This is a genomic window from Pectobacterium atrosepticum, from assembly GCA_019056595.1.
Classification (GTDB): domain Bacteria; phylum Pseudomonadota; class Gammaproteobacteria; order Enterobacterales; family Enterobacteriaceae; genus Pectobacterium; species Pectobacterium atrosepticum.
Window position 1 is genome coordinate 1,161,921 of the sequence record CP036163.1, and the last position, 16,189, is coordinate 1,178,109.

The following is a 16,189-nucleotide window of genomic DNA, read 5'->3' on the forward strand; positions in this document are numbered from 1 at the left end:
TTCATTCCTCTTTCTTTTTTTGTCTACCCACACATCACAGATTTGTGCATCACACCGCATGCCTGAACATTCTCTTTTAAAAACAGCCCAATGCATTTTTCTCTCGCAGCAAAATCATCATTAACAGACTATGCTTTTCTGTAGCTGTACTTGCTTCGCGTCCCCGACGTCTGCGTTAAAAGATATAAGGACATGACTATGAGTAAAGTTAAACAACAGGATATTGACCGTCTGATCGAGCTGGTTGGCGGGCGTGAGAACATCGCGGCGGTCACGCACTGCATCACCCGTCTTCGCTTTGTCTTGCACGATGCTTCCAAGGCGCACCCCAAAAACATTGAAGAAATGCGTATGGTAAAAGGCTGCTTCACGAATGCCGGACAATTTCAGGTCGTGATCGGCACTGACGTAGACGAGTATTACAAAGCGCTGCTCGCCACCACGGGAAAAGGAGAGATTAATAAGGAAGAAGCCAAAATCGCCGCCCGCCAGAATATGAGCTGGTTTGAGCGCAGCATTTCACATTTTGCCGAGATCTTTTTCCCTCTGCTTCCCGCACTCATCAGCGGGGGCTTGATCCTCGGGGCGCGTAACGTTATCGGCGACATCCCGATGCGTGACGGGCAAACGCTGGTACAGCTCTACCCGACCTGGCAAACCGTCTATGATTTCCTCTGGCTACTCGGCGAAGCCATCTTCTTCTACCTCCCTGTAGCCGTCTGCTGGTCAACCGTACGTAAAATGGGCGGGACACCGATTCTCGGTATCGTGCTAGGCATCACGCTGGTATCACCACAGTTAATGAATGCCTATCTCATCGGCCAACAAACGCCTGAAGTGTGGAATTTTGGCTGGTTCACCATTGAAAAAATAGGTTATCAGGCACAGGTCATTCCTTCCGTATTAGCCGGAATGGCGCTGGCTTTGATCGAAATACGACTGAAAAAAATCGTGCCGGATTACCTCTATCTGGTAGTCGTGCCCGTAACATCACTCATTCTGGCCGTTTTCCTGGCACACACGTTGATTGGTCCGTTTGGTCGTATGATTGGCGATGGCGTCGCCTGGGCCGTTAAGGCGGTGATGACAGGCAGCTTCGCCCCAGTTGGTGCCGCGCTGTTTGGGTTCCTGTACGCGCCGCTGGTCATCACGGGCGTACACCAAACGACATTAGCGATTGATATGCAGATGATTCAGAGTATGGGCGGCACCCCAGTTTGGCCACTCATCGCGCTGTCCAACATTGCACAGGCAGCTGCCGTCGTCGGGGTGATTATCGTCAGTCGGAAAGCCAACGAGCGCGAAATATCTGTTCCCGCTGCGATTTCCGCCTTTCTTGGCGTGACCGAGCCGGCCATGTACGGTATCAACCTGAAATACCGCTTCCCGATGCTGTGCGCCATGATCGGCTCCGCCGCTGCTGCGCTCATTTGCGGCCTATATGGCGTAACAGCAAATGGCATCGGCGTCGGTGGATTGCCGGGTATTCTCTCCATCAAACCTCAGTTTTGGGGAGTCTTTGCTCTGGCGATGCTGGTTGCCGCCGTCATCTCGATAGTGCTGACCGTGCTGGTCTATAAGCGCAAAAGTCGCAATGGCACGCTAGATCCCGCATAACCGTCCTAATATCTATTCAGCCGCGCCTGTTAAGCCGCGGCGATAACGCTGCAGGAGGATTTTTCATGAGTACATCACTCCCCTGGTGGCAAAACGGCGTGATTTATCAAATCTATCCGAAGAGCTTTCAGGACAGTACCGGAAATGGCATTGGCGACATCGCTGGTGTCACCGCCCGACTCGATTACCTACAACAGTTGGGCATCGATGCTATTTGGCTGACTCCGGTTTACCTTTCTCCTCAGGTTGACAACGGCTATGACGTGGCCGACTACTGCGCTATCGACCCAGCCTACGGCACGATGGCCGATATGGAAACGTTGATCGCCGAAGCACATCGACGTCGTATTCGTATTGTCATGGATATGGTGTTCAACCATACCTCTACTCAGCACCACTGGTTCCAGAACGCTCAGGATCGCCGCAGCCCCTATCGTCATTTTTATATCTGGCGTGATGGTAATGACGGTGCACCGCCCAATAACTGGCGTTCAAAATTTGGCGGCCCAGCTTGGCTGTGGCACGCGGAAAGCAAACAATACTATCTGCACCTTTTCGCTACCGAACAGGCCGATCTGAACTGGGAGCACCCGCGCGTACGGGATGAATTAAAACAGGTCTGTGGATTTTGGGCGGATAAAGGCGTAGACGGGCTGCGGCTGGATGTAATCAATCTAGTCTCCAAGCAGCAGGATTTCCCGTCAGACACACAGGGCGATGGACGCCGTTTTTATACCGATGGGCCACTTATTCACGATTACTTACAGGAGTTCAGTCAGGATGTATTTCAGCCCCGCGGGTTGATGACTGTCGGTGAGATGTCATCGACCTCACTGGAACATTGCCGCCGCTACGCCGCACTGGACGGCAGCGAACTCTCCATGACGTTCAATTTTCATCATCTGAAAGTTGATTACCCTAATGGGGAAAAATGGACGCTGGCGGAACCTGATTTTATCCAACTCAAGCTGATTTTTAACCACTGGCAGCAGGGTATGCATAACCACGCCTGGAATGCGCTGTTCTGGTGTAATCACGATCAGCCACGCATCGTGTCGCGTTTTGGCGATGAAGGGGAATTCCGTGTGCAATCCGCCAAAATGCTGGCGATGGTGCTACACGGTATGCAGGGCACGCCCTATATCTATCAGGGCGAAGAGCTGGGCATGACCAATCCCGGCTATACACAGATTGAACAATACCGCGATATTGAAAGCCTGAATCAATTTGCCGAACAGCGCGATCGGGGTCAGGTAGATGAGCAAATCTTAGCGATCCTCGCCAGCAAATCACGCGATAACGGCCGTACGCCAATGCAGTGGGATGAGAGCGATCATGCTGGATTTACGACCGGCACACCGTGGATAACCCCCAGCCAGAACTTTCCTCACATCAACGCAGAGCAGTCGCTGGCGGATAAAGAGTCCGTCTTTTATACCTACCAGCAGCTTATTGCTATGCGTAAAGCCCTTCCGCTGCTAACGCACGGCGACTATAAGGATCTGCTGCCAGACCACCCTAACGTCTGGTGCTATCAGCGCACTTGGGAGGGGCAACGGCTTCTGGTTCTGGCAAACCTCAGCAAACAGCCCCTGCGCTGGCAACCTCCGATGGAGACCCACGACCGCCGCTGGCGACTGTTATTTAGCAATTATTCTGATGCACAGCCGCAACCGGCAATACTGGAGTTGCGACCATTTGAAGCCATCTATTGGATACAGGGAATGCAGGAGAAAGAGGATAAGATCCAAGAATAGAGAGTATAAGAAGATGTAGCGGGTAACCCCCGCTACATTGATTGTCAAACATCTTACATGATTCTTCAGAAACTCGCCCCCTGCCTTGCTCATCGTTACCAAGCGACGGTTACAGAGCTATGTACCGCAGAGCGACGTTGACTCAGTGTGGCAGAAACTAGCGCTTAGCCAGCAGTAATCCCAGCACCAGACCGACCGTGGCGCCAATACCGATGCCGTGCCACGGTTTGTCGTGCACATAAACATCGGCTTTATCGGCTACCTGCTTCGCGCGCGCATAATAGCCGTCAGTCACGCCAATGCGGGCTTTAACTTCCAGCAGCGCTTTTTCCGCTCCCTTCTTCAAATCAAGATAGGTTTGGTCTGCCTGATCGCCCGTATAGCGTAGTACTTCGTCTAGCGTTTCAGACAGAAGTTTTAAATCATCATCGACACGAATTTCTTCAGGCTGTTTTTTTGTCGCCGCCATAAAGTGCTTCCTTCTGTTATGAAAAGTCATTAGTTATAAATCGTGGCCTTCTTAACTATAGACAATTTTGCGCGACTTTTACGGCTTCAATAGACCAGATCATTCCTAAAACGAACGTTACTGATATAAAAAACGCCGTTGACTCTCATCAACGGCGCTTCATAACTCAACCTAACTCTCGTCAGTGGTTACATCATTGGCTGCGCCAATTGAACCAGAGAGATAAGCGGCTGCGGGTACAAACCAAAGAACAGTACCACGATGGAAGAGATCAACACGACCACACCACCCGCGGTTAATGCCCAGTTGTTTGGCGTATCACGCTGCAACACCTGAGGCGCATTCAGGAACAAGCTAACCATGACACGCAGGTAGTAGTACAGACCAATGGCGCTACCCAGAACGACCGCGCCGGTCAACCACCACAGTTCAGCATTAACACCGACAGCCAACACGTAGAATTTCCCGAAGAAGCCCAGCGTCATCGGGATACCCGCCAGCGACAGCATCATTACCGTCATAACCGCAGACAGAATCGGTTTATGCCAGAACAAACCACGGTAAGAGAACAGCGAATCGGCATCCGGGCCACGGTACGGGCTGGACATCAGACTAACTACACCGAACGCCCCGAGGCTGCTGAACAAGTAACCGACCAGATAAACACCGACAGTTTCCAACGCCAGTTGATGACTCTGAACCGCGATCAGGGCAACCAACAAGTAGCCCAGATGCGCGATAGAGGAGTAACCGAGAAGACGTTTGATATTAGTCTGCGATACCGCCATCACGTTACCGAACATTATCGATGCAAACGCAATAATACTCAGCACGATTCTGACGGATTCGCTGTCAGCCACCGGCGCGTACAGGAACAAACGCATTACCGCACCGAAAACCGCAATCTTACCGGCCGTCGCCAGAAACGTAGATACTGGCGCAGGCGCCCCCTGATACACATCAGGTGTCCACAGCTGGAACGGAACCAGAGACAGTTTGAAGCCCAGACCGACAATCATCATCCCCAAGCCAGCCAGCAGCAGCGGTTCATGGATTTGGTGATCGCTCAGGCTCTTACCTAGGCTGGCAAAGCTCATATCGCCCGATTCAGCATAGATCAGCGCCATCCCAAACAGCAGGAAGGAAGACGCCGCCGCCGACAGCAGCATGTATTTAATACTGGCTTCCAGCGAACGCTTCAGGCGGAAGGCATAACCGACCAGACCAAACAGCGGGAGGGAAAGCAGTTCAATCCCGATGAACAGCGAAGCCAGATGGTTGGCGCTCGACAGCAGGATCCCACCTAACGCAGCAATGAGAACCAGCAGGTAGAACTCATCACGGTTGTCTGGGTAGCCTTGCAGCCACGGATAGGCAAACGTGCTGGTTGCCAGACTGGCAAGCAGAACCAGTCCGGTATAGAACATCGAGAAGCCATCAACACGCAGCAGCGGCGTCACATCCGTTGGGCCAACCTGGCCGACAAAGTACAGTGACAGCAACGCAATATTCAGGCCGATAACCGTCATGGTTGCGTTGACAAAATGGTTGCGTCGCCACGCAATGCACAGCATCACAACCACTACCGTCAATCCGACGATCAACAGCGGCGATAGCGCAATTAGTTGTTGAAGAGTTATTGTCATGGCGAATTACGGCCTTGTTGTTGAAATAATTGAATCTGGAGCAGACGACATAAACCACTGCTGGATATTTGACATCGCGGCACTGGAGGTATCCAGAATCGGTTGCGGGTAAACCCCTAACAACACCAGTAATACCACCAACAGCAGCACGATAGACAATTCGCGGATCGACATACTCTTCAATGGTTCATCAGATTTAGGCGTACCGTAATAAGCACGCTGGATCATGATCAGTGAGTAGACCGACGCAAATACCAGACCGAAGGTTGAGATCACCGTAATCACCGGCACAACCTGATAGCTGCCGAACAGAATCATGAATTCGCCAACAAAGTTGCCCGTACCCGGCATCCCCAAGGTCGCCACAGCAAAGAACAGAGACAGCGCTGGCAGGAACTTCAGACGCGACCATAGCCCCCCCATTTCACGCATGTCACGGGTATGCAGACGTTCGTACAGCTGGCCGCACAGAATAAACAGACCGGCAGCAGACAAACCGTGCGCAATCATCTGAATCACTGCGCCCTGATAAGCGAGTTGATTACCGGAATAGATGGCAATCATCACAAAGCCCATGTGCGACACCGAGGTGTAAGCAATCAGGCGTTTGATATCCGTCTGTTTGAACGCCAGCCATGCGCCGTAGAAGATACCAATCACACCCAGCCACATGGCAATCGGTGCAAAGGCATGGGAGGCATTCGGGAACAGCGGCAGACTGAAACGCAGCAGACCATAGGCCGCCGTTTTCAACAGAATACCCGCCAAGTCAACAGAACCTGCTGTCGGAGCCTGACTGTGTGCATCCGGCAACCAACCGTGCAATGGCACGACCGGCATTTTTACAGCAAACGCAATGAAGAAGCCCAGCATCAGCAGATATTCAACGCCATATGACATTGGGGTCTTCAGCAGGTCTTCATAGTTGAACGTCCAAACGCCGGTAGCATTGTGATGCACAAAGACCAGCGCCAGAATCGCGATCAACATGATCAGGCCGCTCGACTGGGTATAGATGAAGAACTTGGTCGCCGCCGTAATTCTGGTTTTACCATCGGAGCCTTTATGCCCCCATAGCGCAATCAGGAAGTACATCGGCACCAACATCATTTCCCAGAAGAAGAAGAACAGGAACATGTCGATGGCAAGGAACACACCGATAACACCGCCCAGAATCCACAGCAGGTTCAGGTGGAAGAAGCCCTGATAGCGCTGAATTTCATTCCAGGAACAGAGGATTGCCAACACGCCCAGCAAACTAGTCAGCACCACCATCAGCAGCGACAGGCCGTCTAGCGCAAGATGAATGCCAATGCCGAAGCGCGGGATCCACGGCACATAAAACTCGGATTGCCATTGTGGTACGCCTGTCGGCGCTGTCAGTGAGTAACCGCCTTGCAACCACAGTTGCAGAGACAGTGCGAGTGTCAGCCCCATTGCAATCAACGCTATCCAGCGCGGCACTTTCGTACCAAAACGCTCTAACTGCCAACACAGCAGACCGCCGATAAAGGGGAGAAGAATTAGCCAAGGTAGTAGCATGGCGTTTTGTGTCCCTAAATTAAAGAAATCTGAAAACTTGCCGTGGCGGGCATTCCTGTCTGCTGAATACCCTACCTTTTATACGTTACCGGATACTGCCTTACACCAGCAGTAACAAGCCCAGCACCAGTACGGCACCAAAGCCCATAGAAGCAACGTACCAGCGCAACTGACCATTCGCACTGAGCGCCAGCCCACGATTACCCCAGCGGATAACAGTAGCCGGAAGGGTCATCAATGCATTCAACGGATCACGCTGCAACAGCTTCGCGATAGCCAGATACGGTTTAACAAAGACATGGTCGTACAACCAGTCGAAGCCCCACGCGTGGAACCACCAGGTCGAGAAGAAACGGCCCGGGGCACTCTTCGCGATGCTATTCACCGCCTGACGTTTACCCAGCCACAGCAGAGCGGCAAGCAGAATACCGGCAATCGCCACCACGCCAGAGGTAATTTCCAACGTCATCAACTGGCCGTGTTCAAGCTCAGTCGTCGCCGGTAATACACCGTGCAACGGCGGAACAATCATCGCACCAATAAAGGTGGACAGAATCATCAGCACAACCAACGGTAAGTGGTGAGAAATGCCTTTTCCTGCATGCGCCTTAATTTTCTCTTCACCGTGGAACACGATGAAAATCATACGGAACGTATACAGCGAGGTCATGAAGGCACCAGCCAATCCAGCCACCATCAGATTGATGTGACCATTTGCCCATGCGCCAGCCAGAATCTCGTCTTTACTGAAGAAACCTGCGGTAACCAGCGGCAATGCAGATAGCGCAGCGCCCCCGACCAGGAAGCAGACATAAACCAGTGGAATGGTTTTACGCAGGCCGCCCATCTTGAAGATGTTCTGCTCGTGGTGGCAGGCCAAAATCACCGAACCAGAAGAGAGGAACAGCAGCGCTTTAAAGAATGCGTGCGTCATCAGGTGGAAAATCGCGGCATCCCATGCCTGAACGCCCAGCGCCAGGAACATGTAACCAATCTGGCTCATCGTGGAATAGGCCAGCACGCGTTTGATGTCGGTTTGCACCAGAGCGGCAAAACCCGCCAGTACCAGCGTCACCGCACCCACAATACCTACCAGATGCAGGACATCCGGTGCCATCAGGAACAGGCCGTTGGTACGCGCAATCAGGTAAACACCCGCAGTAACCATCGTAGCGGCGTGGATCAATGCAGATACCGGTGTTGGACCGGCCATCGCATCTGCCAGCCAGGTTTGCAACGGCAGCTGTGCTGATTTACCAACCGCACCACCTAGCAACATCAGCGTAGCCCAGGTGATTTCCGGTGAACCTTCAGCCAGTTTCTGCGGTGCCAATACCATCAGCTCGCGGAAGTTAAGCGTGCCCAACTCTTTGTAAAGAATGAACAGTGCAAAGGCCAGAAAGACGTCACCCACGCGCGTAACGATGAAGGCCTTCATTGCAGCCGCGCCGTTTTTCGGATTGGTGTAGTAGAAACCGATCAGCAGATAACTGCACAGCCCTACCCCTTCCCAACCGAGGTACATCAGCAACAGGTTATCAGCCAGTACCAGAACGACCATACTGGCGATAAACAGGTTGGTGTAAGCGAAGAAGCGAGAATATCCCTCTTCCCCACGCATATACCAAGAGGCAAACAGGTGAATAAAGAAACCGACACCAATCACCACGGACAGCATCGTCACAGAGAGACCGTCGAGCATCAGCGTTACGCTAATGTCGAAATTGCCAACGGTCATCCATGTCCACAAATGCTGATTAAAGAAGGTGACACCACCGGTGTGCTGCTGGCCCATAAAATCGACCACAACCCAAGCGGCAACTAGCGCGGCCAGACCAATCGAGCCAACACCGACGGTCGCGGACGTATTTTCCGACCAGCGACCGCGGGAAAATGCCAGCAACAGAAAGCCGAGCAGCGGGAAGAGTATTGTTAAATAGAGTAAGTTCATCCGCGCATCTCACTGACTGTATCAATATTCAGGGTCTGACGACGACGATACATCTGTAACAACAAGGCCAGACCAATACTGGCCTCGGCTGCTGCCAGCGTAATCGCCAGAATGTACATCACCTGACCATCTGGCTGCTGCCAATAGCTACCCGCGACGACAAAAGCCAGTGCGGCAGCGTTGATCATGATCTCCAGACTGATCAACATAAACAGCAGGTTACGACGAATCAACAGACCCGTCAGCCCCAGAACAAACAGAATAGCGGCTAAAATCAACCCATGTTGTAACGGAATCATGCGCGTTCCCCCGTTATTTTTTTCTCAACGTCCTGGTTCGCGCCGCCTTCTTTATTGACAACGTCACCACGTTTATCTTCACGACCAATATGGAAAGCGACAACCAATCCCGCCAGCAGCAACATTGACGCTAACTCAACTGCCAGAACATAAGGCCCAAACAGGCTGATGCCCACCGCTTTCGCCTCAACGGGCGTGCCAGTGATACCCTGATCTTTCAGGCTAAGGATCGCGTTGACCACAATCACCAGTAACGCCAGTGAGAGAATACTTGGACCAATCCAGACGCTGGGTTTCAGCCAATTCCGCTCTTGTTCTTCTACAGAAGAACCGAGGTTGAGCATCATGACGACGAACACAAACAGCACCATGATGGCACCCGCATACACGATGATGCTCAACGCGCCGGCAAAATTAGCCCCCAGCGAGAAAAAGACGCCCGCAATCGCCATGAGCGAGGTGACCATATACAACAATGCATGCACAGGATTGGTATGCGTAATGACGCGCAGTGTCGCCAATATCGCAATCAAACCTGTGGTATAAAAAGCGAATTCCATGCTAGCTCCTTAGGGCAACAGGCCTTTGACATCAATAGGTTTGGCTTCGTTTTCAGCTTCGCCTTTATCTTTCCCATCGATTGCCATACCAGCCATCCGGTAGAAATTGTATTCCGGATATTTACCCGGCCCCGATATCAGCAGATCTTCTTTCTCGTACACCAGATCCTGACGTTTGTACTCGCCCATCTCGAAATCCGGTGTCAGCTGGATAGCCGTTGTCGGACACGCTTCTTCACAGAAGCCACAGAAAATGCAGCGCGAGAAGTTGACGCGGAAGAACTCGGGATACCAGCGACCATCTTTGGTTTCCGCTTTCTGCAATGAGATACAGCCGACCGGACACGCCACCGCGCACAGGTTGCAAGCAACACAGCGCTCTTCACCATCGGGATCGCGCGTCAGCACGATACGACCACGGTAACGTGGCGGCGGATTCACAGGCTCTTCTGGGTACATCCTGGTTTCGCGCTTCTTGAAAGCATTCGATCCCACCATACAGATACTGCGTATCTGGGTGCCGAAACCAACCACTAACTCTTTCAATGTCATGGTTTATTCACCCCTTCTTAAGCGTTGTACAAAATGACGGCGGCTGTCGCCAGCAGATTCAAAAGCGTTATCGGCAGACAGACTTTCCAACCGAAAGCCATCACCTGGTCATAACGTGGACGGGGTAACGAAGCACGAATCAGGATGAACATCATCATGAAAAAGCCTGTTTTCAGCGCAAACCAGACAAACGGTGGCAAGAACGGACCATGCCAGCCACCGAAGAATAAGGTCACCATCAGCGCAGAAACGGTAACGATCCCGATATATTCGCCCACAAAGAACAGACCGAACTTCATACCGGAATATTCAATGTGGTAACCATCGGCCAGTTCCTGTTCAGCTTCAGGCTGGTCAAACGGGTGACGGTGACACACCGCCACGCCTGCGATGGCAAACGTGATAAAGCCGAAGAACTGCGGAATAACGTTCCACAAATGTTCCTGAGAATCGACGATGTCACGCATGTTGAACGAGCCCGCCTGCGCGACCACTCCCATCAGCGATAGGCCGATGAAGACTTCGTAGCTCACGGTCTGAGCGGAAGCACGTACCGCTCCCAGCAACGAGTATTTGTTGTTACTCGCCCAACCAGCGAACAGAACCGCGTAAACCGCCAAACCTGCCATCATCAGGAAGAACAGGATACCGATGTTCAGATCGGCGACACCCCAGGTTGGTGTGATCGGTACAATCGCAAAGGCAATGAGCATTGACGTAAACGCGATCATCGGTGCCAGTGTGAAGATTACTTTATCGGTGAAGTTCGGCACCCAGTCTTCTTTGAAGAACATTTTGATCATGTCAGCGACAAGCTGTAATGAACCGCCCCAACCAACCCGGTTCGGTCCATAACGTCCCTGGAAGAGGCCGAGCAGTCGACGTTCACCCATACTCATGAATGCGCCACAGGTCACCACAACCAGCAGAATCACGACCGCTTTTCCGACGGTGATCAGAATCTCGATTAATTCCGGCGTTAACCAACTCATTGTGCGGCCTCCCGCAGATTTTCAACGGTTGCACCCGCCAGCACCGGTGCAATACCCGGCAAGCCCAGCGGTAAACCAACCTGTCCCTGACTCAATGCCGCACTTAAGCGCAATGGCAGACGTAGCGTTTGCCCTGCACAGGTCAACTCCAGCAACGTACCAGCGTTTACGCCCAGCGTCGCCGCATCAGCCGGGTTCACCATCACGTAAGGCTCTGGCATACGCTGCTGAATCACATCAGAACGCTGTGACATTTCATCACTGCCAAACAGGTGATAATACGGCGCAACGCGCCATTGACCCACTTGTGGGACGAAAGCCGCAGGAATGTTGTCGAAGTACGCCAGCGAACCTTCTCCGGCTTCGATCATACGCACACCCGGATCGCCATGACGCAAATGTCCACCCACTTCATTCTGGAATTTGTTCCAGGCTTGCGGTGAGTTCCAACCTGGCGCCCAGGCAAACGGAATCTGCTGACGATTGGCTGTCGGACTGTTGTTCCCTTCCATTGAGAAGGCAAACATAGTGTCTTTATCGACTGGCTGACGCGGTTCATGCACGCTGATATTGGCACGCATCGCAGTACGTCCACTGGAGCGAATTGGTGAACGCGACAGTTTCTGACCACGAATACGGAACGAGGCGTCTGGTGCGGCATCTTTAATCGCAGCCAACTGCGGCAGCGCAGCGACACACGCGTCAATCACGTTATCCAACTGCGTCCAGTCAACCTGACGGCTGTTATAGGTGATATAGAGTGAGTGCAGCCAGCGCCAGCTTTCCAACATCACAATCTTGTCGTTGTAGTACGTTGGGTCATAAACCTGGAAGAAACGCTGAGCGCGGCCTTCCTGATTCACCAACGTACCGTCGCTTTCAGCAAAGCTGGCGGCAGACAGAATGATGCTGGCCTTGTCCATGATGCGAGTACGCTGATGATCGACCACAATCAGGTTCTCAGCTTTTTCCAGTGCCGCATCAACGCGAGCGACCGGTGCATGACGGTAGAGATCATTCTCCAGAACCACCACGCTGTCGGCTTCGCCGTTTTCCAACTGCACCAGCGCGTCATCCAGCGAACCGCCGCCCATGATTGACAACCCAATGCTGTTTGCAGCAGGTGCAACAAAGGTAATACCGACGTCAGAGCCGCGACTCTTCAGCGCCTTGGCAACGTTTGCCGCAGCAGAGATCACATCTTCGCTGCCCGCGTTAGTGCCGGAAATGATGAGTGGTTTTCTCGCACCAGCCAGTGCCTGTACGATGATATCGACTTTCTGGTCGAGACCTGCAGCCAGATCGGTGACTGCTGGAGCACTGCTATCTAACCCGTGTGCAATCGCAAAACCAAGACGTGCCTGATCGGCAACGGGTGCACGGTAGTTCCATGCAGCAATATCGTCCAGACGGGTATTGTCGACGTTGGTGACAAACAGCGGGTGCTTGGCATGCTGACCAATGTTCATGATCGCCGCAATCTGCCAGTCAGCCACTTTCTGCGCTGCTGCCATTTCGCGAGCTTTGCCTTTAACGGCTTGACGAACGGCCAGCGCGATACGCGCACCGGTCTGTGTTAAATCTTCACCCAGAATCAGAACTGCATCGTAGCCTTCGATCTCACGCAGCGCCGGCGTTCTTACACCGCTTTCGCGCAGCACTTTCAAGATCAGTTGCAGACGATTTTGTTCTTCCTGCGCAATACCGGTATAGAAGTTCTCTGCACCCACCAGCTCACGCAACGCGAAGTTGCTTTCAATGCTGGCACGCGGTGAACCGATACCGATGGTTTTCTTCGCCTGACGCAGAACATCCGCAGCACCTTGCAGTGCCTGATCGGCATTCAGCGCGATCCAATCATCACCACGGCGTTGCAGTGGTTGGTTCGGACGGTCTTTCTGGTTGACATAGCCGTAACCAAAACGGCCGCGATCACACAGGAAATAGTGGTTTACGCTACCGTTGAAGCGGTTTTCGATACGACGAAGTTCGCCATAGCGTTCACCGGGGCTGGTATTACAGCCGATGCTGCACTGTTGGCAGACGCTCGGTGCAAACTGCATATCCCATTTACGGTTATAGCGCTCGGAGTGCGTTTTATCGGTGAATACACCAGTAGGGCACACTTCAACCAGGTTACCGGAGAACTCGCTTTCCAGCGTGCCATCTTCCGGGCGACCGAAGTAGACGTTGTCGTGTGCACCGTAAACACCGAGATCTTTACCATCCGCATAGTCTTTGTAGTAACGCACGCAGCGATAGCACGCGATACAGCGGTTCATCTCATGAGAAATGAACGGCCCGAGATCCTGATTGCGGTGAGTACGCTTGGTGAAGCGATAGCGACGGAAGTTCTGCCCCGTCATAACCGTCATATCCTGCAAATGACAGTTACCGCCTTCCTCACACACCGGACAATCGTGCGGGTGGTTGGTCATCAGAAACTCAACTATCGTCTTACGGAATAGTTTCGCTTCTTCATCTTCAATCGCGATGAACGTTCCTTCGGTTGCCGGTGTCATACAAGACATCACCAGACGACCGCGAGTATCTTCCGCGTTTTGATACTGTTTTACCGCACAGAGGCGGCAGGATCCTACGCTCCCGAGCGCGGGGTGCCAGCAAAAGTAAGGAATATCAAGTCCCAGAGTCAGGCAAGCTTCGAGAAGGTTGTTCGCTCCGTTTACTTCATACTCTTTGCCGTCTACATGAATAGTAGCCATAGTCAGCATGCTTCCATAATGGCCCGTGTTACCACAGGCGCTAATCAAAAATTCTGTATACCCTTATCTTTCAAACCGCAAATGCGTTGGCTACCTGCGCCTTGAAATCTATTGGGTTTATGAGGGTGGCTTATTTGCGCCACCCTGCGGATACATTCACTGCATCTCGCACGTGTTAGGCGCTGGTTTACCAGCGCTCTTTCAACAGGTTAGGCTGAATACCGCCAATCGCTTTAAGGTTGCCTAAATACTGTTTAGAGATACCCGCTTCGAATTCTTCCCGGAAATACTTGATGGCACTTTGCAGCGGCTCGACCGCACCCGGCGCATGCGCACAGAAGGTGTTACCCGGTCCGAGGAAACGGCAAAGCTGCTCCAGCGTTTCGATATCGCCAGGCTGACCTTCACCATTTTCCAGCGCACGCAGAATCTTCACACTCCACGGCAGACCATCACGGCACGGTGTACACCAGCCACAGGATTCACGGGAGAAGAACTCTTCCAAATTGCGCGTCAACGAGACCATATTGATTTCGTGATCGACAGCCATCGCCAGCGCGGTACCCATACGGCTACCTGCTTTTGCAATGTGCTCAAAGTCCATCGGCAGATCGAGATGGCTTTCCGTTAGGAAATCTGTACCTGCACCGCCCGGCTGCCAAGCTTTAAGTTTCAGACCATCGCGCATGCCGCCCGCGTAATCTTCCAGAATCTCACGCGCCGTGGTGCCAAAAGGCAGTTCCCAGAGGCCCGGATTCTTGACGCGGCCAGAAAAGCCCATCAGTTTCGTGCCGGCATCTTTACTTTTACCCGCAGACAATCCCTGATACCACGCCGCACCGTGCTCGATAATCGCGGGCACGTTACACAGCGTTTCGACGTTATTGACGCAAGTCGGTTTGCCCCAAGCACCCGCAGACGCAGGGAACGGCGGCTTGGAGCGAGGGTTAGCACGACGGCCTTCCAGCGAGTTAATCAGTGCAGTTTCTTCGCCGCAGATGTAACGCCCTGCGCCCGTATGCACGAACAGCTCGAAATCAAATCCGCTGCCCAGAATATTCTTACCTAGCAAGCCAGCGGCTTTTGCTTCTTCAATTGCGCGACGCAAGTGAACAGCAGCTTCGATGTATTCACCACGCAGGAAGATGTAGCCGCGGTAGGCTTTCAGCGCAAAGGCGCTGATTAGCATGCCTTCAACCAGCAGATGAGGCTCTTGCTCCATCAACAGGCGGTCTTTATAAGTACCTGGCTCCATCTCATCTGCGTTACATAGCAGATAGCGGATGTTCATGCTTTCGTCTTTCGGCATCAAGCTCCACTTCAAGCCTGTTGAAAAGCCCGCGCCGCCACGCCCTTTCAGACCAGCGTCTTTAACCAGTGAGACCACTTCATCCTGCGCCATACCCGTTAACGCTTTTTGCGCGGCAACATAACCATTTTTACTGCGATACTCATCCAGCCATACCGGCTGTTTGTCTGCGCGTAAACGCCAGGTCAGAGGATGCTGCTCAGCCGTCAGAACAATGTCTTTACTCATTGATACTGCTCCAATAACGATTCAATACCTTCTGGCGTCACATGGCTGTGGGTATCGTCATCAATCATCATTGACGGCCCCTTGTCACAGTTACCCAGGCAGCAGGTCGGCAGCAGCGTGAAACGTCCATCGAACGTTGTCTGTCCCGGTTTGATGCTGAGCTTACGCTCAAGCGCAGCCTGCACGCCCTGATAGCCATTGATGTGGCACACGACGCTGTCGCAATAGCGAATAATATGACGCCCGACCGGCTGGCGATAAATCTGGCTGTAGAACGTTGCCACGCCTTCCACGTCACTCGCAGGGATCCCCAGCAGATCGGCAATCGCGTTGATAGCACCATCAGGTACCCAGCCGCGTGCTTTTTGCACAATTTTCAGTGCTTCGATTGATGCGGCGCGTGCATCTTCGTAGTGATGTTTTTCGTGCTCAATAGCGTCACGTTCAGCGTCACTCAATACAAAAGCATTGTCTTTTGTCAGCGAATCAGCAGCAGGTTGTCCCTGAGCGTCGATATGATCGTGATTGTTGTGATCATGCATAA

13 protein-coding genes are annotated in these 16,189 nt (G+C 52.7%); 2 read left to right on the forward strand and 11 right to left on the reverse strand.

Annotation, left to right across the window (positions count from 1 at the left end):
* Positions 1-198 precede the first annotated feature (198 nt).
* Entirely contained in the window at positions 199-1,617 is a 1,419-nt protein-coding gene (gene treB, locus DCX48_05890; protein QXE14077.1) for a PTS trehalose transporter subunit IIBC, read from the forward strand.
* Between the two features lie 65 nt (positions 1,618-1,682).
* Entirely contained in the window at positions 1,683-3,374 is a 1,692-nt protein-coding gene (treC, locus tag DCX48_05895; protein ID QXE14078.1) for an alpha,alpha-phosphotrehalase, read from the forward strand.
* 157 nt (positions 3,375-3,531) lie between these two features.
* On the opposite strand, the gene elaB is transcribed toward treC, so the two are convergent.
* The 11 genes from elaB to nuoE all read right to left on the reverse strand — a co-directional run bounded on the left by elaB (position 3,532) and on the right by nuoE (position 16,187).
* Positions 3,532-3,843, reverse strand: a complete 312-nt coding sequence (elaB, locus tag DCX48_05900) for a stress response protein ElaB (protein QXE14079.1) — start codon at positions 3,841-3,843, stop codon at positions 3,532-3,534.
* Between the two features lie 188 nt (positions 3,844-4,031).
* Entirely contained in the window at positions 4,032-5,489 is a 1,458-nt protein-coding gene (nuoN, locus tag DCX48_05905) for an NADH-quinone oxidoreductase subunit NuoN (GenBank protein QXE14080.1), read from the reverse strand.
* A 6-nt stretch (positions 5,490-5,495) separates the two neighbouring features.
* Entirely contained in the window at positions 5,496-7,031 is a 1,536-nt protein-coding gene (locus DCX48_05910; protein ID QXE14081.1) for an NADH-quinone oxidoreductase subunit M, read from the reverse strand.
* A gap of 100 nt (positions 7,032-7,131) precedes the next feature.
* Positions 7,132-8,982 (reverse strand): NADH-quinone oxidoreductase subunit L, encoded by a 1,851-nt coding sequence (locus DCX48_05915; protein QXE14082.1) that lies wholly within the window; start codon positions 8,980-8,982, stop codon positions 7,132-7,134.
* Entirely contained in the window at positions 8,979-9,281 is a 303-nt protein-coding gene (nuoK, locus tag DCX48_05920; GenBank protein QXE14083.1) for an NADH-quinone oxidoreductase subunit NuoK, read from the reverse strand. The genes DCX48_05915 and nuoK overlap by 4 nt, the downstream gene beginning before the upstream one ends.
* Positions 9,278-9,841 carry an NADH-quinone oxidoreductase subunit J gene (locus DCX48_05925; protein ID QXE14084.1) on the reverse strand — a complete coding sequence of 188 codons (564 nt, stop codon included), beginning with the start codon at positions 9,839-9,841 and terminating at the stop codon, positions 9,278-9,280. Before DCX48_05925 ends, nuoK begins: the two co-directional genes overlap by 4 nt.
* Positions 9,842-9,850: 9 nt before the next feature.
* Positions 9,851-10,393: an NADH-quinone oxidoreductase subunit NuoI gene (gene nuoI / locus DCX48_05930; GenBank protein QXE14085.1), complete on the reverse strand. Its 543-nt coding sequence runs from the start codon at positions 10,391-10,393 to the stop codon at positions 9,851-9,853.
* A gap of 17 nt (positions 10,394-10,410) precedes the next feature.
* Positions 10,411-11,385: an NADH-quinone oxidoreductase subunit NuoH gene (nuoH, locus tag DCX48_05935; GenBank protein ID QXE14086.1), complete on the reverse strand. Its 975-nt coding sequence runs from the start codon at positions 11,383-11,385 to the stop codon at positions 10,411-10,413.
* Positions 11,382-14,108, reverse strand: coding sequence for an NADH-quinone oxidoreductase subunit NuoG (gene nuoG / locus DCX48_05940; GenBank protein QXE14087.1), 2,727 nt, complete (start codon positions 14,106-14,108; stop codon positions 11,382-11,384). The genes nuoH and nuoG overlap by 4 nt, the downstream gene beginning before the upstream one ends.
* A 187-nt stretch (positions 14,109-14,295) precedes the next feature.
* The gene (gene nuoF, locus DCX48_05945) at positions 14,296-15,645 is read right to left on the reverse strand and encodes an NADH-quinone oxidoreductase subunit NuoF (GenBank protein QXE14088.1); all 1,350 of its coding nucleotides are present in this window, start codon (positions 15,643-15,645) and stop codon (positions 14,296-14,298) included.
* Positions 15,642-16,187, reverse strand: a complete 546-nt coding sequence (gene nuoE / locus DCX48_05950; protein ID QXE14089.1) for an NADH-quinone oxidoreductase subunit NuoE — start codon at positions 16,185-16,187, stop codon at positions 15,642-15,644. The genes nuoF and nuoE overlap by 4 nt, the downstream gene beginning before the upstream one ends.
* Between the last annotated feature and the right edge of the window lie 2 nt (positions 16,188-16,189).